This is a genomic window from Stenotrophomonas sp. VV52, from assembly GCF_002893095.1.
GTDB lineage: Bacteria > Pseudomonadota > Gammaproteobacteria > Xanthomonadales > Xanthomonadaceae > Stenotrophomonas > Stenotrophomonas aracearum.
In genome coordinates this window covers 83,000-101,536 of sequence record NZ_PKQQ01000009.1, presented here as the reverse complement: position 1 = coordinate 101,536, position 18,537 = coordinate 83,000, and the positions used below count along the sequence as shown (strand labels likewise).

Annotated in this window: 17 protein-coding genes; 14 read left to right on the top strand and 3 right to left on the bottom strand. The window is 67.8% G+C overall.

From position 1 onward, the window contains the following. Positions 1 to 51: 51 nt before the first annotated feature. Complete coding sequence (locus tag C2U58_RS14940; RefSeq protein WP_102946572.1) at positions 52 to 825, top strand: lytic transglycosylase domain-containing protein; 774 nt, start codon at positions 52 to 54, stop codon at positions 823 to 825. Positions 826 to 840: 15 nt separating this feature from the next. Here C2U58_RS14940 and C2U58_RS14935 read toward each other — a convergent pair whose 3' ends face one another. Next, positions 841 to 2,349, bottom strand: coding sequence for a tetratricopeptide repeat protein (locus C2U58_RS14935; RefSeq protein WP_102946571.1), 1,509 nt, complete (start codon positions 2,347 to 2,349; stop codon positions 841 to 843). A 142-nt stretch (positions 2,350 to 2,491) separates the two neighbouring features. Between C2U58_RS14935 and C2U58_RS14930 the strand changes: the two genes are divergently transcribed. Then, positions 2,492 to 4,576, top strand: a complete 2,085-nt coding sequence (locus C2U58_RS14930; RefSeq protein ID WP_102946570.1) for a gluconolaconase — start codon at positions 2,492 to 2,494, stop codon at positions 4,574 to 4,576. A 9-nt stretch (positions 4,577 to 4,585) separates the two neighbouring features. Here the strand turns inward: C2U58_RS14930 and C2U58_RS14925 are convergent, their stop codons facing one another. Beyond that, the gene (locus C2U58_RS14925; RefSeq protein WP_102946569.1) at positions 4,586 to 4,960 is read right to left on the bottom strand and encodes a YciI family protein; all 375 of its coding nucleotides are present in this window, start codon (positions 4,958 to 4,960) and stop codon (positions 4,586 to 4,588) included. Positions 4,961 to 5,173: 213 nt separating this feature from the next. On the opposite strand from C2U58_RS14925, the gene C2U58_RS14920 reads away from it, so the two are divergent. The 11 genes from C2U58_RS14920 to C2U58_RS14870 all read left to right on the top strand — a co-directional run bounded on the left by C2U58_RS14920 (position 5,174) and on the right by C2U58_RS14870 (position 16,533). Further along, positions 5,174 to 5,593, top strand: a complete 420-nt coding sequence (locus tag C2U58_RS14920) for a YciI family protein (RefSeq protein WP_070208768.1) — start codon at positions 5,174 to 5,176, stop codon at positions 5,591 to 5,593. Positions 5,594 to 5,620: 27 nt separating this feature from the next. Further along, positions 5,621 to 6,046 carry a VOC family protein gene (locus C2U58_RS14915; RefSeq protein WP_102946568.1) on the top strand — a complete coding sequence of 142 codons (426 nt, stop codon included), beginning with the start codon at positions 5,621 to 5,623 and terminating at the stop codon, positions 6,044 to 6,046. Positions 6,047 to 6,062: 16 nt separating this feature from the next. Then, entirely contained in the window at positions 6,063 to 6,470 is a 408-nt protein-coding gene (locus C2U58_RS14910; RefSeq protein WP_102946567.1) for a VOC family protein, read from the top strand. A gap of 57 nt (positions 6,471 to 6,527) precedes the next feature. After that, on the top strand, positions 6,528 to 7,781 hold the full coding sequence (locus C2U58_RS14905; RefSeq protein ID WP_102946566.1) for a sigma-70 family RNA polymerase sigma factor: 1,254 nt from the start codon (positions 6,528 to 6,530) through the stop codon (positions 7,779 to 7,781). Positions 7,782 to 7,881: 100 nt separating this feature from the next. Next, on the top strand, positions 7,882 to 9,084 hold the full coding sequence (locus tag C2U58_RS14900; protein WP_253256745.1) for a hypothetical protein: 1,203 nt from the start codon (positions 7,882 to 7,884) through the stop codon (positions 9,082 to 9,084). Continuing rightward, complete coding sequence (locus C2U58_RS14895) at positions 9,075 to 10,175, top strand: hypothetical protein (protein ID WP_102946565.1); 1,101 nt, start codon at positions 9,075 to 9,077, stop codon at positions 10,173 to 10,175. The genes C2U58_RS14900 and C2U58_RS14895 overlap by 10 nt, the downstream gene beginning before the upstream one ends. A 44-nt stretch (positions 10,176 to 10,219) precedes the next feature. Continuing rightward, on the top strand, positions 10,220 to 10,882 hold the full coding sequence (locus C2U58_RS14890; protein WP_102946649.1) for a hypothetical protein: 663 nt from the start codon (positions 10,220 to 10,222) through the stop codon (positions 10,880 to 10,882). Between the two features lie 18 nt (positions 10,883 to 10,900). Then, positions 10,901 to 12,535: a CsgG/HfaB family protein gene (locus tag C2U58_RS14885; RefSeq protein WP_102946564.1), complete on the top strand. Its 1,635-nt coding sequence runs from the start codon at positions 10,901 to 10,903 to the stop codon at positions 12,533 to 12,535. Positions 12,536 to 12,731: 196 nt separating this feature from the next. Continuing rightward, positions 12,732 to 14,381, top strand: coding sequence for a M28 family metallopeptidase (locus C2U58_RS14880; RefSeq protein WP_102946563.1), 1,650 nt, complete (start codon positions 12,732 to 12,734; stop codon positions 14,379 to 14,381). Between the two features lie 126 nt (positions 14,382 to 14,507). Then, positions 14,508 to 15,770 carry a histidine kinase gene (locus tag C2U58_RS14875; RefSeq protein ID WP_102946562.1) on the top strand — a complete coding sequence of 421 codons (1,263 nt, stop codon included), beginning with the start codon at positions 14,508 to 14,510 and terminating at the stop codon, positions 15,768 to 15,770. After that, positions 15,760 to 16,533: a LytTR family DNA-binding domain-containing protein gene (locus C2U58_RS14870; RefSeq protein WP_102946561.1), complete on the top strand. Its 774-nt coding sequence runs from the start codon at positions 15,760 to 15,762 to the stop codon at positions 16,531 to 16,533. Before C2U58_RS14875 ends, C2U58_RS14870 begins: the two co-directional genes overlap by 11 nt. A gap of 45 nt (positions 16,534 to 16,578) precedes the next feature. Here the strand turns inward: C2U58_RS14870 and C2U58_RS14865 are convergent, their stop codons facing one another. Then, entirely contained in the window at positions 16,579 to 17,193 is a 615-nt protein-coding gene (locus tag C2U58_RS14865) for a hypothetical protein (protein ID WP_172448154.1), read from the bottom strand. 322 nt (positions 17,194 to 17,515) lie between these two features. Here C2U58_RS14865 and C2U58_RS14860 point away from each other — a divergent pair, with 322 nt between their 5' ends. After that, the gene (locus tag C2U58_RS14860; RefSeq protein ID WP_102946559.1) at positions 17,516 to 18,430 is read left to right on the top strand and encodes an oxygenase MpaB family protein; all 915 of its coding nucleotides are present in this window, start codon (positions 17,516 to 17,518) and stop codon (positions 18,428 to 18,430) included. The last annotated feature ends 107 nt before the right edge of the window (positions 18,431 to 18,537 follow it).

The window sequence follows — 18,537 nt, the reverse complement described above, 5'->3', positions numbered from 1 at the left end:
CCTGGCGGGTTCACCTGCGGTTCGCGCCCCCGGCAGGATGATCGCGCCACCATGAAGCCCCTCCTGCCCGTCGCGTTGGCCCTGATGCCGCTGCTGATGCCCGGTACGGCGGCGGCGCGCACAGTCTATCGCTGCGTGCAGAACAACACCGTGAGCCTGGCCACGGCGCCCGAGCCGGGCTCGAAGTGCAAGGCACAGCAGGTGGATGACAACGCGGTGCAGGCACCCAACCTGTGGGGCAACATGGGGGTGTTCAGCGGCACCCTGTACGAGCGGGAGCAGGACGGGCAGCTGGTGTATTCCACCCGCAACCTGCCCGGTTCGCGGGTATTCCTGAAGTTCACCGTGGCTACGCCGCCCGGCGAACCGGCCCACGAAGGCATGGGCAAAATCGGCAAACCGCAGCTCAACCGCCACGCGAAGCAGTTCAAGGCAGCGGCGCGCGCCACCGGCGTGGACGATGCCTGGCTGCGTGCCATCGCGCATGCGGAAAGCAACTTCGATGCCGGCGCGGTGTCGCCGAAGGGCGCACAGGGCGTGATGCAGCTGATGCCCGACACCGCCACCGAACTGGGTGTTTCAGACCCGCTGTCGGCCGAGCAGTCGATCAACGGCGGCGCGCGTTACCTGAAGGCACTGCTGGCGCGCTACAAGGGCGACCGCATCCTGGCGGCGGCGGCTTACAACGCCGGCATCGGTGCGGTGACGCGCTACAAGGGCGTACCACCGTACGCCGAAACGATGGCGTACGTGGAGAAGGTAAGCACGTTGTACGCACGCTATCGCGAAGCAATGGGCTTCAAGCCGGAGACCCCGGCACGCTGAGTCTCGCCGGCCGGATCAGTAAGAGAACAGCGGATAGGTGGCGATGCGCCCCACCTTGGCCACCGCGGCCTGCACGTCGGCACGCTTCTCCATCTGCTCCCAACGCTCGTGATAATCGCGTTCGCCTTCCAGCACCGGGCCTTCGCGCATGTCCTGCAGTTCAAGCAGGATCTGGCCGCGCTCCAGCGGGTCGGCCAGCTGCGCGATCACGACCTGCGCCGCTTCGTCCATACGGTTGTCGGTGAGCAGGGCGTCGCGGTACTGGCCGGGCGCTTCGGTGCGGTTCGCCTCCAGCACGGTCCACGCGCGCTGCGCAGCGGTGTCGTCCTTCAACTGCCGCGCGGTCATCAGCGAGACCAGCGCGTGGCTGCTGACGCCGTACGCGCTCAGGTTGGCGTCGTCCGTCTCGCGCAGCACCTCACGCGCCATCATCGGCCGATGCAGCGACATGTACAGCGCGGCCAGGTTGAGCTTCTGGCTGACCGTGTCGCTGCCTTCCGCCATGCGCACCGCAATCAGCTGGTTGGCCACGGCGCGGTCGTTCTGGCCCAGCCGGCGCAGCGCACGGCTGCGGGTGTCCAGCATCCAGCCGATGGCGAAGGCCTGCTCCTGCGGCGCCTGGGTGGCCGCGTTGGCAGCGGCGGCGATCTGGTCGGTCATGCCGACCACGTCGCCCAGGTCGCCGGCAATCATCAGTGCGGTGGCGAGTTCCACGGCGGTTTCGTTGAGGCCGGGCCGCAGCATGGTCTCCACGCGCAGCCGGTCGATCTGCCGGCGCGCGGCGGCCACCGGCTCATAGCGTGCAACGTCGCGCTGCAGATACGGGTCGAAGCGCTTGTCGCTGCGCAGGCGCACGAGCGCGATGGGCGCGTCGATGCGCTCCAGCGTGGCCGGCACCCTGTCGCCACGGCCGGCTTCGACCTGCAGCGTGGCAAGGATGACCCACAGTTCCACCGGCTCGACGCCGTCGTTCTTCCAGTTGCTGTCGAACAAGGCCTGCAGCAGCGCCAGTCGCTTCTCGGGCAGGTCCTTCAGCCCGGTATCGAGCTGCCAGACCATCTCGGTGGTGATGTCCGGTGAGTCCTCGCTGTCGGCGGCACCGAGGATGACGCTGTCGGCGGCGGCAACGGTCTGCTGGCCGTGCAGCTGGAACCAGGCCAGGCGCAGGCGCGCGTACGCGTTGTGCGGATTGATCGCCAGTGCCTGCTGAAGGCGCTGGGTGGCCAGGGCGAAATCCTTCTGCTCGGCCGCCACCATCGCCGCCGAGGCCCATACGTGGCTGCGGCCTTCCACTGCCAGCGTGGCCAGGCGCGGGTCGGCGAGCAGGCGCTCGAACACGATGGACGCGCCCAGGGTGTCGCCGCGTTCGGCCTGCTGGATGGCTTCGCCGACCTCCATGTAGAAGGCGCGGTCGCCTTCGGGTACCGGGGCGGTGGCATCCACGCTCGCTGCAGCGGTGGCCGCCAGCGGGGCAGCGCACAGCGACAGCAGGAGGGCGAGGGCAATGCCGGTGCGGCAGGTCATGCGGGACTTCCTTCCTTGGCGTGGGCCTCGATTGAAACCGGAACGCGGGTTCCAGACAAGTCGCGGCACGTACACGCGGGGTTTGCACGCGCGCCTGCACCGGCTAAGGTCATGGCCCGAACGGTAGCAGGCAAGGATCGCGATGACGCGTGCACGATGGACGATGGCGGTGCTGGTTGCCGTAATGGTGGCGGCTGCGCTGGCCTGGACCTTCCTGCGCACGCCGGCCGAACCGGCGCCACCGCCGGGCCCGGCGGCGACCGTGCTGGGCTGGACGCCTGACATCGCGCTGCTGGCCGGTGATGGTGTCGGCGGCATGCGCGACGGCGCAGGCGCGCAGGCGCGTTTCGCCGATCCCTACGGCTTGGCCCTAGATGCGCAGGGCGTGCTGTACGTGGCCGATGGCGGCGACAACAACCGCATCCGCCGGGTGTATCCGGACGGCCGGGTGGACACGCTGGCCGGGCAGGGCGAGGGCTGGCGCGATGGCCCTGCGCTGCAGGCGCAGTTCAACACCCCTTCGTCGATCGCGCTGGATGCGGCCGGCAACGTGTTCGTGGCCGACACCGGCAACCACGTGATCCGCCGGATCGGCACCGATGGCAATGTCACCACGATCGCGGGCGATGGCACGGCGGGATACGTGGATGGACCGGCTGCGCAGGCGCGTTTCGATGGCCCGATGGGCGTGGCGGTGGACACCGCGGGCCGCGTGTATGTGGCCGATACCTGGAACGACCGGATCCGCGTGATCGAGACCGATGGCCAGGTGCGCACGCTGGCTGGCGGCGACGCGCCGGGCAACGTGGACGGCGCCGGCGTCGGCGCACGACTGGACACCCCGGTGGCGCTGGCGCTGGATGGCCACGGCAACCTGCTGGTCGCCGACATGCTCAACAACGCCGTACGCCGGCTGGCGCCGGACGGCACGGTGGACACGCTGCTGGCCGACGGCAGCCTGCTCAATGGACCGATGGCGCTGGCGGTGACCCACGACAACGTCGTGTACATCAGCGACTTCGACGGCAAGGTGGTGCAGCTCACCGCGCAGGGCCACGTGCTGGCGCTGGGTGGCGCGGAACCGCAGCCGCGCTTCTCGCGGCCGGCCGGGTTGGCGCTGGATGCGGAGGGTGGGCTGTACCTGTCCGACGCGGCGTCGTACCGCGTGCACCGGGTGCGCGCGCTGACCGCCGGGGCGACCCCGGCACCCGCGCTGATCGGGCCGGCCGCCGATGCGCCACTGCCCGACACCGGCGGACGCTGGCCGCTCGCACCGCAACTAGGCTGGCACGAAGTGGTGGGCACGCTGGGCGAGGTGCGCGGCAACTTCAGTGGCGAGAGCCGGCACCACCTGCACGATGGTTTCGATATCCGCGGGGACGTGGGCCAGACGGTGCTGGCCATTGCCGATGGCAAGGTCAGCAGCCCGTTTTCGAGCTGGTCGGTCGGCGGCCAGGGCGAGGGGTTCTCGCTGGACCGGCTGCGCTACATCCACATGAAGGTGGGCCGCGATGCGCGCGACCGTGCGTTCGATGCGCGCTGGCCGCAGCTGCGCGACCTGGATGGCAAGCTGGAGCGGGTACGGGTGCGGCGTGGCACGCGGTTCAAGGCGGGCGACGCGCTGGGCAGCATCAACCGCATGGCGCATGTGCATCTCAGCGTGGGCGCCGGTGGCTTCCAGCGCAATGCAGTGGCGCTGGGCTTCGTGGACTACGCCGACAGTTTTGCACCGCGCATCACCGAGGTGGCGTTGCTGGACGATAGGGACCAGCCGATCAAGGCAGGCCCCGGGGGCCGCGTGGAAATTCCGCGCCAGGGCCCGGGCGTGCAGATCGTGGTGGAGGCGTGGGACCAGGTGGACAACAACCTGCCGCGTCGGCGGTTGGGCGCGTACCAGGTGGGGTATCAGATCCTGGACGCGGCCAGCACGCCGTTGCCGGGCTATGAGCAGCCGCGTTTCAACATCGTGTTCAACCGAATGCCGCGCGAGAACAGTGCCACGGTGGTGGCGTATGCGCCGGACAGCGGAATCACGGTGCATGGCAGTGCGGTCACGCGGTTCCGGTACCTGGTGACCAACATCGTGCGTGACGGGTTGGTGGAAACCGGACGGTGGCAGCCGGATGCGTTGCCTGCGGGGGAGTACGTGATCCGTGCGAGTGCGCGCGATTACAGTGGGAATGAGGCGGTTGGCGTGCGCGAGTTGAAGGTCACGTTGTTGCCGTGACCGGCAACGTCACGCGCCTACGCGCTCGCGCTCAACATTCATGTCCTCCACCGGGCGCACTTCGATGCTGCCGTAGCGCGACCACGGGAACTGCTGGGCGATGCGCATGGCTTCTTCGTGGTTGGGCGCGTTGATCAGGTTGAAGCCGGCCAGCAGTTCGCGGGTTTCGGCGAAGGGACCGTCGGTGATGCGTGCCTGCGCATCGCGCGTACGCAGTGTGCGCGCCTGGTTGACCGGCTCGAGCCGCTGCGACAGCACCAGCGTGCCTTCGGCCTCGAGCTTGTCGGCGTGCTGGATGCAGCCGCGCATCACCCGGTCGTACTCGTCGGCCGGCAGGTCCTGGATCAGGGTCGGGTCGATATAGATCAGCAGCAGGTATTGCATGGCGGCGACCTCGGTGCGGGGGAGCGGCCATGATGCCCCAGCCGGCGCGACAGTCCTGTTGCAGTGCAGCGCCCACGGCCTGTTCAGGGGCTGTATCCGACACGGCGTGGCGGCCCTGGAATATTTGTTTGGCGACCGTGTCGATTTCCGGTCCACTGGGGCGTCGTAACCAGTGAAGGGCCCGACAACCGGGCCGGCATCGAGGACAGACCAATGAAAGTCATGGTGATCGTGAAGGCAACCGAGGCCACCGAGGCCGGGCAGCTGCCGACCGAAGCGCAGTTCAAGGCGATGGGCGACTTCAACGAAGAGCTCATCAACGCCGGCATCATGCTGGCCGGCGACGGCCTGCGCCCCAGCTCGCATGGCCGCCGGGTGGCCTACACCGGTGCCGCCCCCCAGGTCATCGACGGACCGTTCGCCGAAACCCGCGAGCTGGTGGCCGGGTTCTGGCTGTGGCAGGTGCGTTCGGTGGACGAAGCCACCGAATGGCTCAAGCGCGCCCCGTTCCTGCCCGGCGACGTGGTCGAGATCCGTCCGTTCTACACCGAGGAAGATTTCGGTGAAGCCTTCACCCCGGAATTACGTGCACAGGAACAGCGTTTGCGCGAGCAGATCGGCCAGGCCGACTGACCCACCCCCGACCCTTTGGAGAGTCCCATGAAACTGATTCCGTTCCTCGGCTTCAACGGCAAGACCCACGAAGCGATGGCGTTCTACGCCCAGGCCCTGGGTGGCAAGGTCACCTCGGAAATGAAGTACAGCGACATGCCGCCCAGCGACAACATGGAAGGCTGCGGCGACAACCCGGGTCCGAGCGATCCGAACCTGATCGCGCACAGCCAGCTGGAGGTGGGCGACGCGATCCTGATGGCCGCGGATGGCCCGGGCTCCGGCGACAACGGCAGCACCACCATCAACGTGGATGTGGAAACCGAAGAGGAAGCCGAGCGCGTGTTCAAGGCGCTGGCTGAAGGCGGCAAGATCACCTTCCCGATCGGCGAAACCTTCTGGGCCAAGCGCTGGGGCATGCTGGAAGACAAGTACGGCAAGCCGTGGATGGTCAACTGCATGAAAGCCCCCTGATCGCAAGGAGCACACGATGAGCGATGCACCGCAGATGATCTTCGTCAATCTCCCGGTCAAGGACCTGGAGAGGAGCAAGACCTTTTTCGCCGCACTGGGCTTCACCCCCAACCTGACCTACACCGATGAAAAGGCGGCGTCCTTCAACATCAGCGACACCATCATGCTGATGCTGCTGAAGGAGGACTTCTTCGCCACCTTCATCAACCGGCCGATCGGTGATGCGCACAAACAGGCGCAGGTGATTCTGGCGCTGTCCTCGCCCAGCCGCGCCGCCGTGGACGCCACCGTGGAGAAGGCCAAGGCCGCGGGCGGCACCGAGCCGACCGAGGCGCGCGACTACGGTTTCATGTACCAACGCAGCTTCGCCGATCCGGACGGCCACCTCTGGGAAGTGGCGCACATGGACGGCGAACCTGGCTGACGCCCACTGCCGCGCCGCACCTTGTGCGGCGCGGTGGGCGATGCTCTCATTCGCCGCATGGATGCAGCACTCACGCAACGACTGGATACCCTCTGGCGGATGGAGTCGCCGGCCCTGATCGCACGCCTGGCGCGGATGCTGGGGGGCGACATCGGGCGTGCCGAAGAACTGGCCCAGGACACCTGGCTGGCCGCGCTGGAGCGTTGGCCCACGCAGGGCGTTCCGGACAATCCGGGAGCGTGGTTGATGACCACCGCACGCAATCGCGCCATCGACGTGCTGCGCCAGCACCAGCGCGTGGCCGGCCAGCATGCGCAGTGGGGCACGGAACTGGAGCCGCAACCGCTGCCGCTGCCCGACGACAGCGACGCACTGCAGGACGACATCGGCGATGACCTGCTGCGGCTGATGTTCGTGGCCTGCCACCCGGTGCTGTCGGCCGATGCACGGGTGGCACTCACCCTGCGCCTGCTCGGTGGGCTGACCACCGACGAGATCGCACGCGCGTTCCTGCAGCCCGAACCGACCATCGCCCAGCGCATCGTGCGCGCCAAGCGCACGCTGGCCGCGAAGCAGGTGCCGTTCGAAGTGCCGCGCCAGGCCGCGTTGCCGGAACGGTTGGGTTCGGTATTGGCGGTGGTGTACCTGATCTTCAACGAAGGCTATGCGGCCAGCAGCGGCGATGACTGGATGCGGCCGGCGCTGTGCGAGGAAGCACTGCGGCTGGGCCGGGTGCTGCAGCAGCGCCTGCCAACGTGGCCGCAGGTGCATGGGCTGCTGGCGCTGATGGAGTTGCAGGCCTCGCGCGCGGCGGCACGGGTGGACGCACACGGCAACCCGATCCTGCTGCCCGAGCAGGACCGCACCCGCTGGGACCACCTGCAGGTGGCGCGCGGCCAGGCCGCATTGCGCCAGGCGCTGGCGCTGGGCGGCGCGGACGATGGCTACGTGCTGCAGGCCGCGATTGCCGACTGCCATGCGCGCGCGCGTCGCGCCGATCAGACCGACTGGGCACGCATGGCCGCGTTGTATGCGCGGCTGGCGCAGGTGCAGCCGTCGCCGGTAGTCGAACTCAACCGCGCGGTGGCAGTGTCGCGCGCGGAAGGCGCCGCCGCGGCATGGCCGCTGGTGGAAGCGCTGGCCGAGGACCCGCGGTTGCAGGAGTACGCGCCGCTGGCGGCGGTGCAGGGTGACCTTTTGTCGCAGATGGGCCGGAATGAGGAAGCTGCGGAAGCCTTTGCGCGCGCGGCGCGGCTTACGCCCAATGCCCGGGAACGGGCGCTTCTGCAGGCACGAGCGGGTTCCCGCTGACCCGCTTGACTTGATTGCGTCGCATTCATCTTCTATCGTGTCGCACTTCACAAAAGTGACCGGGCACCTGCCCAGGTCCAGCCGATAAGGACGCGGGACGATGTTTTCAGGGAAGAAGCGCACGCGCGCGCATGGCGCGTGGCTGCTGGTGTGCGGGTTCGTCATTGTGGCGATCAGCGCAGCCAGCAGCGCACAGGCTGCCGACAAGTCGCAGCAGGCCTACTGGGCCGGATTCGCCTACACCGCCGAACAAAGCGCCGTAGAGGCCAGCACCCCGCGTACAGCAGCCGTGCTGGAAGCGCGTGGCCTGGCGCCACTCAACCAGGCCCTGTGGGCGCGCCTGAAAGCCAAGCCGCCGGCGACCTTGGAACTGATCGACCAGCCGCTGGCGATGCTCGACGGCACCACCAGCGCCACGGTGCTGGCCACCGCGCTGGACCGCGAACTGGTTTCGATCGAGCCCATCGGCGGGCAGTACAAGGTGCTGGTGGAAGTAGCGCTGCAGGCGCTGTTCTTCGACTTCCGCGAACGCCAGGTAGTGGCCTCCTATCCGATCACGCTGCAGCGGATCGACGTGATGGAGTACCTGCCCGACGACGATGAGATCGACACCATCGTCGCCGACCTGCTGTACGGCAACGCCGCCACCGGCCTGCCGCAGGTGCTGGCCGACACGCTGGCCAAGGCGAAACTGCCGGCCGCGTCCACCCGCCGCCTGCAGGTGGGCGAAGTGACTCTCTCCGACGCGGTGCGCGCCAAGCTGCCCGACGCCGTGAACGAACAGGTGCTGCGCGCCACGCTCGCGCATGAACTGTCCAAGACGCTCTCGTCCAACACCGGCATCGGCCTGCTGCCGCCGGCCAGTGGCCAGGCCATCGGCGGGGCGATGGCCGCGCGCTTTGCCGACGGCAAGGTCTACCAGCTGAAGATTCCCGAGCCGGACTACGTGGTGAAGCTGCGCCTGGACGCGCTGAAGAACGGCGTGATCAATGAAACCCCGGCGATGAAGACGATGCTGTTCGGCGCGTTCTTCCAGGCCACGGTGGTGGAGCCGTTCTCGGGCAAGGTGTTCTTCGACCAGCCGCTTCGCAAGGGTGCCACCAAGGTGGTGCCGGCCACGCAGTGGCACGTGGACCAGTGGTCGGCCAGCTATGAAACCGTGCTGGCCGGGCTGGACGCCTTCGCCGGTGCCGCCGCCAAGCGTGCCGATGCGCGCGCCTGGCTGGACGAACAGAAGCCCGGCGGCAAGCCGCTGCAGCAACAGACCCAAGCCCTCCAGGAGTTGATCGCCTCATGCCGTTGATTCGTGCCGTACTGCTGATTCTCATTGCCCTGATGGTTGCCGCGCCGGTGTCGGCGCAGACCGCCAGTTCCCGGGGTACCGGTTCGGCCAGCTATGGCCTGCGCCTGAGTGCCGACACCCGTGCCGAAGCGTTGAAGAAAGCCAAGGTCAACGCGCTGGAGGCGTACATCGCCGAGTCCGGTGCGGCCAAGCTGCGCCTGTTCGAAGACCGCCGCGCCGAGTTCATCGGCGAGATCGACCGCTACGTGCTGTCGGCGGTGCCGCTCTCGGACACCGAAGACAAGAAGGCCAAGACCTACACGGTCAGCGTGCGTGCCGAGATCAACGCCACCCTGCTGCAGACCAAGCTGGACGCCGGTTCGGCCACCGCCGGCGCACGCGGTAATGAGCGTTCGCTGCTGACCTTCCTGTTCATGGCGCGCTCGCAGGACACCGTGCAGTCGTTCCAGGACAAGGAATACCGCCGCGTCGACGCCAGCCAGAGCTATGACGAAAAGACCCGCGAAGGCGACAGCTTCCGTGGCAACTCGGTGAGCACCAACGGCAGCATCAACCAGAACGCGTCGGTGTCGATCACCTCCGGTGGCAGCACCACCGCGCGCAGCGACAACGTCAGCTGGAAGGTGGCCAACGCCAACGAGATCAACACGGCCATGACCGGTGCGTTCAGCGCTGCCGGTTACGAAGTGGTGGAAGCCGAGTACGTGGAAGGCGAAAGCCGCGGCCTGCTGAGCATCGAGCGCATCCGCAAGGACTTCAGCACCGGCAACGATCTCTCGCCGGCGACCCTGCGCGACACCGCCAACGGCATCAAGGCCGCCAACATTCCGTACCTGGCCGTCGGCACGCTGGACGTGGGCATGCGCGATCGCGATCCGGTCAGCGGCAATACCCGCGTGTTCGTGACCGTCACCGGCAAGGTGCTGGACGTGAGCGGCCGTTTCCCGAAGACGGTGTCGTCGGTGGGTCCCGTGCAGTTCTCCGGTACCGGCCCGAACGAAACCGTGGCCCGCACCAACGCGCTGCAGATCGCGTCTGAGAAGGGCGCGCAGCAGATGATCAACGAATTGAACGTCAAGGCCGTGCGTTGATCGCACGCCGACACCGCAACCCGCATTTCATCAAGGACTACACCATGATCCGCAAGACCCTCATCACACTGGCCCTGGCCACCACCTTCGCCGCACCGGCGCACGCGCAGTTCGGCAAGCTGAAGCAACTGGCCGGCGGCGGTTCGTCGTCGTCGTCCTCGTCGGCCGCGCCGAGCGAAGCCGACCAGGAAGCACTGGTGCGCCGTTTCGCCGCCTCGCAGTCGCACTCGCTGGAAGCACAGACCGCGTTCGCCAAGGCCTTCGGCCTGGCCGAGCAGGTGCAGCTGCTGGAAGCCGAGCGCCAGGCGCTGTCGTCCGGTTCGGTCAACGTGGACCAGATGAAGAAGTCGGTCTCGGTCAGCGAAGCCGCCCAGGCGGCGATCGACGAGCGCGTGGCAGCCAAGCCGGAGCTGAGCGCCGAGTCCAAGCAGCACTACACCGACGGCCTGATCGCGCTGGCCGCTTCGGCCGTGGAAGGCCAGAAGCTGAGCGGTGAAGCCAGCAACTTCGCCAACGGCATGAAGAACCTGGGCGCGACCCAGCTAGCCACCGTGGGCCGCAAGCTGGTCGCCGGTGCCTGGGTGGCAAAGGAATCGCCGGGCTACCTGAAGGGTCTGTACAGCTCGTCCAAGGCGGCGCTGACCTTTGCCCGCGCCAGCAAGATCAAGGTGCCGGGCAACGCCGAGTCGCTGCTCGACACCCTGTAAGAGAAAGGAGCGCCACGCATGCAGACCGCAACCCGACTGATCAGCCTGGCCCTCACCGCTTCCCTGCTTGCCGCCTGCGGCAAGCAGGAGGCGCCGGTGGAGGCGGCGGCCCCCAAGCAGGACTCGAAGCTGGAAGCCCCGGCTGAGAAGCCCTTGCGTGGCTCGCCGGATTTCGGCGGCACCACCAGGGTGGCGCGCGAAGCCGATGGTGTCGGCAGCACGCCGGAGCTGGCGGTGCTGGCGGCGTTGCAGTCGGCGGTGGCACAGGTCAATGGCGTGCGCGTGGCCAGCCAGATGCAGAGCCTGCGTGCGGGCCTGCATGTGGACGTGGATGGGGAACACGTCGGCGATATCCGCGCCGACGCGTTCGCCCAGCAGATGATCGCTGCCTCGCAGGGGGCGGTGCTGGGCTATGAAATCCTTTCGCAGGAAGAAGTGACCCAGCTGGATGAAGAAGTGATTGCCCGCGTGCGCGCCAGCGACGCCGGCTACAAGTATTCGGCGTCTGCATCGGCCAGTGGCTCGGGGCAGGCGCAGGCCGAAGCGTCCGACGGTTCCGCGTCGGCCTCGGCCAGCATCAAGGAAAGCTACAAGGAACAGGCCAGTGTGAAGGCCGAGCGCGGCGCGCAATCGTTCGAGTCGGACGTGAGCCGCCGTACGATGCGCAGCTACTGGAAGGTCCGCGTGCGCGCGGACATCGCCCAGTACCGTGCACCGGACGAGCAGGGCCGGCCGAAGATCGTGGTGGCGCAGCCCCACGTGCGCAGCGGCAGCTACGCGGTGGGCGACGGCCGCGTGGCCAGCGAAGACGTGGCTGCGGCGATCCGCGCGCGCCTGAACGACACGCTGACCCAGACCAAGCGCTTCATCGTGCTCGACCGCGAGTTCGGCGAGGAGATGCAGGCCGAGATCGACCACATCAACAGCGGCAACGTGCGCCTGCAGGACACCGCGCGGCTGGGCCAGCAGCTGGCCACCGACCTGATCCTGATTCCGACCATCGAGCGCTTCGAGTACCCGCGCAGCGTGCGCAACCTGCGCATGTCCGACCGCCAGGTGAGCTCGTACTCCGGTGGCGGGCGCATCACGCTGCGGTTGATCAATGCCACCACCGGCGAGGTGGTGATGTCCGACAGCTTCGACCACCAGCTGGCGTCGACCGGCCCGAGCACCCTGCCGCGCGTGGTGGATGGCAAGGGCATGGCGGCGGCGATGATGGAGTCGCTGTCGGGCCAGATCGGCACCGCGATCATCACCGAGATCTTCCCGGTGTCGGTGGTGGCGATGACCGGCGACCAGGTGGTGCTCAGCCAGGGGGGCGACACGCTGAAAGTGGGCCAGCGCTGGCAGGCGGTGATGCTGGGCGAGGAGCTGAAGGACCCGCAGACCGGCCGTTCGCTGGGCCGCAATGAAACCCCGTGCTGCACGATCCGGGTGGACCGGGTGGCGTCGCAGACGTCCTACGGCACCATTGAAGGTGGCGCGGACGTGGGCGGCAGCGCGTTCAAGCCGGGTTCGATCGAGCTGCGCCAGCAGGCGGGGGCGGTGAAGGAGGTGGCAGAGAAGGCCGCCGCATCCGGCACCGCCAAGCCCAAGGCGGCCCGCGCGGCCGCGCCGAAGGCAGCGGCGCCGGCGGAAGATCCGAACTGGTGAGGGATCGCGTGGAGCCCGCCAGCGGCGGGCACTACGCATGACGGGGTGACCCGGTTACAACGTGGATCCGGCCAGCGACCGGCAACGCGCCCGTTGACGTAGTGCCGGCCGCTGGCCGGCTCCCCGTACCCTTCGGCACGTGCGACGCGGGTACTATCCGTTGATGATGGGGAATTCCCCTGCAGCGGAGAGAGCAATGAAGCGAGTGGTATTGAGCGTGCTGGCACTGTCGGTGTCCAGCGCCCTGATGGCGGCGACGCCGAAATTCGACGGCGCGCGGATCTCCGCCGACGTGAAGGAACTGGCGTCCGACGCCTATGAAGGCCGCTCCCCGGCTACCGCCGGCGAAGAGAAAACCATCGCCTTCCTCCGCAAGCAGTTCGCGGCCGCCGGCCTGCAGCCGGGCGGCGACCTGAAGGACGGCAAGCGCCTGTGGACCCAGGCCGTGCCGCTGCGCAAGGGCGACATCGTCGGTGCCCCGAGCCTGGCGCTGACCAGCCAGGGCAAGCCGCAGACCCTCACCCAGGGCAAGGAAATCGCGGTGCGCGCGGCCATGAACGGCGCCAGCGAAGTGGACATCCAGAACGCCCCGCTGGTGTTCCTGGGCTACGGCGTGAACGCGCCGGAGCGCAACTGGAACGACTTCAAGGACGTGGACCTGAAGGGCAAGATCGCCGTCGTCCTGATCAACGACCCCGATTTTGAAACCGGCGAAGGCAGCTTCGACGGCAAGGGCATGACCTACTACGGTCGCTGGACGTACAAGTACGAAGAGGGCGCCCGCCAGGGTGCGCTGGGCGTGCTGATCGTGCACGAAACCGCGCCGGCCTCCTACGGCTGGGCCACGGTGGCGGGCTCCAACACCAACACCATGTTCGACGTGGTCCGCGACAACCCGGCCGAGGCGCACCCGCTGCTGGAAGGCTGGATCCAGCGCGACCTGGCGGTGGACCTGTTCAAGCGCGCCGGGCAGGACTTCGAGGCGCTCAAGAAGAAGGCACAACGCCCGGACTTCAAGCCGGTGGAGCTGAAGGGCGAAACGCTGTCGGCCAAGTACGCGGTGAAGACCGAGGTGATCACCTCGCACAACGTGGCCGCGCGCCTGGAAGGCAGCAAGCACCCGGATGAAACCGTGGTGTACAGCGCGCACTGGGACCACATCGGCGTGGGCAAGCCGGACGCGAACGGCGACACCATCTTCAACGGCGCGTTGGACAATGCCAGCGGCACCGCCTCGCTGGTGGAACTGGCCCGTGGTTTCGCCAAGGGCCCGCGCCCGGAGCGTTCGGTGCTGTTCCTGGCGGTGACCGCTGAAGAAAAGGGCCTGCTGGGTTCGGAGTACTACGCGACCCATCCGCTGTACCCGCTGGCCAAGACCGTGGCGGTGATCAACATGGACGGCATGGCGCCGTTCGGCCCGTCGCGCGACTTCGGCATCTATGGTTCGGCCAAGCTGGAACTGCTGGACCAGCTCAAGGACGTGGCCAAGGGCTGGGACATCCGCTACACCCCGGACCCGAAGCCGGAAGCCGGCCTGTTCTTCCGCTCCGACCATTTCCCGTTCGCCAAGCGTGGCGTGCCGGCGGTGTCGTACTCGGCGGGCCAGGATTGGGTGGACGGTGGGGTTGAGGCGGGCAAGAAGGCCTCGGACGACTACACCGCCAAGCGCTACCACCAGCAGGGCGACGAATGGCAGCCGGACTGGAAGTTCGCCGGCGCCGCCCGCGACCTGGAAGTGTTGTACACGCTGGGCAACCAGCTGGCCAACAGCCGCGCCTGGCCGAACTGGAGCGATGATTCCCAGTTCCGTGCCACCCGGGACGCCTCGGCGACCGACCGGAAATGATGTACGGCCCCGCCGGCACCCGCCGGCGGGGCGTTTCATCCCACGATTCCCTGCCTCCATCGCATGCCGCTTGTTCCCGCCGGCGGCGCGGCTATCCTCACACCATCCCATCGTGAAGACGCCGCCGTGTTTGCCAGCCTATCCCTGATTCTTCGTATCCTGCTGGCCTGGGCCGCCGCACTGGTCGTGGCCGGCTTCGTCTGGAGCGGCTTCTTCCACGGCATGGACGAGGGCCCGGGCTGGGTGTTCGGCCTGCTGGCCCTGTTCCTGATGGTCACCGCGCTGGGCAGCTGCATCACCCACCTGCGCCGGGTCTCGACCCTGGCCGGCCGCCTGGATTCGGCCACCCTCTCCAGCCGCCAGCGCCGCCAGATCGAGCTGCCGATGGACGCCGGCGCCGCCTTCAGCCTGGTCGAACAGGCGATCAAGGAACTGCCGCGCGTGGAAGACATCGAAAGCGCGGCCGGCAGCCTGCAGGTGCGCGCCTGCGTGCGCCGCGTGGATCCCTACAACGGCCGCCCGCCCTCGCGCTGGAACCTGCCGGCGCGCTGGGCGATCAAGCGCAACACCGTGCTGGCCACGGTCACCCCGGGGCAGGGCACCAGCAGCGTGACCCTGGTCTTCGAACCCGATGCTGGCGTCTGGGCCGACCTGCTCGCGGTGGACGAAGGCAGCAACTACGAGAACGCCGAAGCGGTCGGCCGCGCCATCACCCGCCACGTGGCCGAACAACGCCGCGACGAACAGGCCGCAGCCGAGCAGACCGCTACCGAGAAGGAATTGTCGGTGGCACGCCTGAACCTGCTGCACGCCCAGGTGGAACCGCACTTCCTGTACAACACGCTGGCCAACGCGCAGGTGCTGACCCGCACCGACCCGCCGCGCGCCGACCAGATGCTGGGGCACCTCATCCAGTACCTGCGCAGTTCGCTGCCGAGCGTGGACGAGTCGATGTCCACCCTGGGCGTGGAGCTGGAGCGTACCCAGGCTTATCTGGAAATCCTCAAGATCCGCATGGGCGCGCGGCTGGCGCTGCACGTGGATGTTCCGCCCGCGCTCAACAGCCTGCCGCTGCCGTCGATGGCGCTGCAGACCCTGGTTGAAAATGCGATCAAGCACGGGCTGGAACCCAAGCCCGGTGGCGGCACGGTGTGGATCATCGCGCGCGCCTTCGACGACCATGTCACCCTCACCGTGGCCGACGACGGACTGGGCTTCGGCCAAGGCGGCAGCAGCGGTACCGGGATCGGGCTCAAGAACCTGCGCGAGCGGCTGCGCCTGACCTGCGGCGAACGCGCCGGCGTAGCCATCGTGTCCAATTTCCCCAGCGGCGTGGCGGCAACGATCACCCTGCCGCGCGACGCACGCGAGGCGATCCATGCAGCTTGATGCCCTCATTGCCGAAGACGAAGACCTGCTGCGCCAGTCGCTGGTGGCCCAGCTGCAGCGGTTGTGGCCGGAACTGCGGCTGGTCGCCGAATGCGAAGACGGTGCCAGCGCGCTGGAACGGCTGGCCGAGCTGAAGCCGGACCTGGCCCTGCTCGACATCCGCATGCCCGGCATCAGCGGCATCGACGTGGCGCGCGCGCTGCCCGAGCTCAGCCCGCGCACCCAGGTGGTGTTCGTGACCGCCTACGACCAGTACGCGATCGATGCATTCGAGCAGGGCGCCATCGACTACCTGCTCAAGCCGGTCAGCGACGAACGCCTGCTGGCCACGCGCGAGCGGATCCTGGCGCGCATGCAGATGGGGCGCCCGGACAACGCAGTGCTGGAGCAGCTGCTGCAGCGGCTGGGACAGCAGCCGGCCGCGCACTCGAACGCGCCGCCGCTGGCGTGGATCACCGCGAGCAACGGCCGCGACACGCAGCTGATCATGCTGGAAGACGTGGTCTACTTCCGCGCCGACAGCAAGTACACCACGGTGGTGACCGAAGCCGGCGAAAGCCTGCTGCGCACGCCGCTGCGCGAGCTGCTGGAAGTGCTGGATCCGCAGCGCTTCCGCCAGGTGCACCGTTCCACCATCGTCAACATGAAAGCGGTCGCGGCAGTGACGCGCGATGACACCGGACGCGGGCAGCTGCGGTTGAAGCAGCGCCCGGAGCTGCTCAATGTCAGCCAGCCGTTCATGAGCCTGTTCCGGGGGATGTAACGAAAAACGCCGGGCGGTGCCCGGCGTTTTTTCCATGCGTGAAATTCAGAACGCAGGCTGCAGGTGCATGTTGTGCTGCGGGTCCGGCTCACCCACATGGTTCAGCTGCCCCACCAGTTCCGAATGCTGCTTCATGCGGCCGATCTCGCGCATGATGCGGATGTCTTCGTGGCGCAGCTCGCGCCGGGCGGTGACCGCCTGCTTGTAGTCCAGCACTTCCGGGTAATGCTGGGCCATGTCCAGCGCTTCGGCCACGCATTCCACGGTGTCGGCGTCGGAGGTGATCCGCGCGCGGCTGTTGAACGCCTTCATCCAGCGCTCGAAACCGGCAGTGTGGTCGAACATGTTGGCCATGAACCAGATCACGAACAGGATCGAGACCCACGAACCGAACACGATTACCACGCGGGTGAAGGTGATATGGAAGTCGTCCTTCCACAGGTAGTTGGCGATCAGGCCGAGGATGAGCAGCGACGCCGCCTGCCAGCCGACGATGGACGCCATGAGCCACTGGCCCTTGGCCTTGGCCAGGGTGGCCACTTCCTCGCGGATCTGTTGCTCACTCTTGTTGCGCCAATGCGCGACCTGCTTCTCGAACGGGCTGCTGTACAGCTCGTTGTCCTGGAGCAGTAAACCCAAACCTTTGAACAAAGCGATCATCACGGGCTCCTTCGGGAACGTGCAGCAGCGCATTGGACTTACGGTGAGGCGGGTTCAGTTCTAAGCAGGTTCTCCGCGCTTGGCAATGGGCAGTGCGACAAAACGCCGCAGGGGGTCTGGCTGAATGGGCGGGGTGCGGGAAATCTTGCGCGGCGCATCATGAAGAACCCGGGCCGAAACCAGAAAAAGCCACTCGATTTGTGTTGCAGTCGCACAATTTTGAACGACGGCGCCGAACGGACGTGGCCGGTGAGTCGTACATCACGCAGAATTGACGCAACCGCGCAGGACGGCGGTGTCCCGATCCCCCAAGGAACCCGCAATGTCGTCACTGCTGCACCGCCTTGCCCGCCCCGCCGCGCTGCCGATCCGGCGCTGGGTGCTGGAGGCGTTTCCGCGCGATCAGAGCGGCATCGACTACGACCATCCGCTGGGCGATCCGGGCTGGTTCGGGCCGGACAGCGCCACCTGGCGGGTCAACGCCGAGCTGCCCGGCATGCTGGCCGGCGGGTTGTGCGCGCTGATGCTGCAGACCCTGCATCCGCTGGCGCTGGCCGGGGTGTATGACCACTCCAATTTCCGCGAGGACCTGGTCGGGCGCCTGCGTCGCACCACTTCATTCGTGGCCTGCACCAGTTATGCGGCGGCGGGCGAAGTGGAAGCGCTGGTGGCCAAGGTGAAGCGCATCCACGCGCAGGTGCGCGGAACCACGGCGGACGGGCAGGCGTACTCGGCCGATGATCCGGACCTGCTGACGTGGGTGCACGTGACCGAGGCCTATGGCTTCCTGCAGGGCTGCCGACGCTACTGCCGCGATGTGCCCGAAGCGATCGCGGACCGCTACTACAACGAGTACCGCCGCGTGGCCGAAGCATTGGGGGCGACCGACGTGCCGGCGACCGAAGCGGCGGTGACCGCGTACTTCGAGCGGCAGCTGCCGGTGCTGCGTTACGACGCGCGTTCGCGCGAAGTGCTGGCAGTGCTTTCCGGCATCCGCCTGCCGGTTCCACTGCCCGGGGTGTCGCGCGACCTGTTCCTCAGCGCCGGCGCGGCGATGCTGCCGGAGTGGGCCAACACGATGCTGGAGCGGACGCCGTTGCAGCGCGCACAGGCGCGTGCTTCGGCGAAGGTGTTGCAGGGGATTTCGCCGCTGTTCCGCCGCGCATTGCCCGACGGAACCGCGCCGCGCGCGTGTGCGCGGGTGGGCGTGCCTTCGAGCGTGTTGGCGCATTGGTGAGGGTCGCCTGGGGCTGGCACCGCGTGGGACACGCATGGCGTGTCGCTACGCAGGTGTGCCCCGCGAATGCCCGGTATGTGCATCGGCGGACGCGTAGCGACACGCCA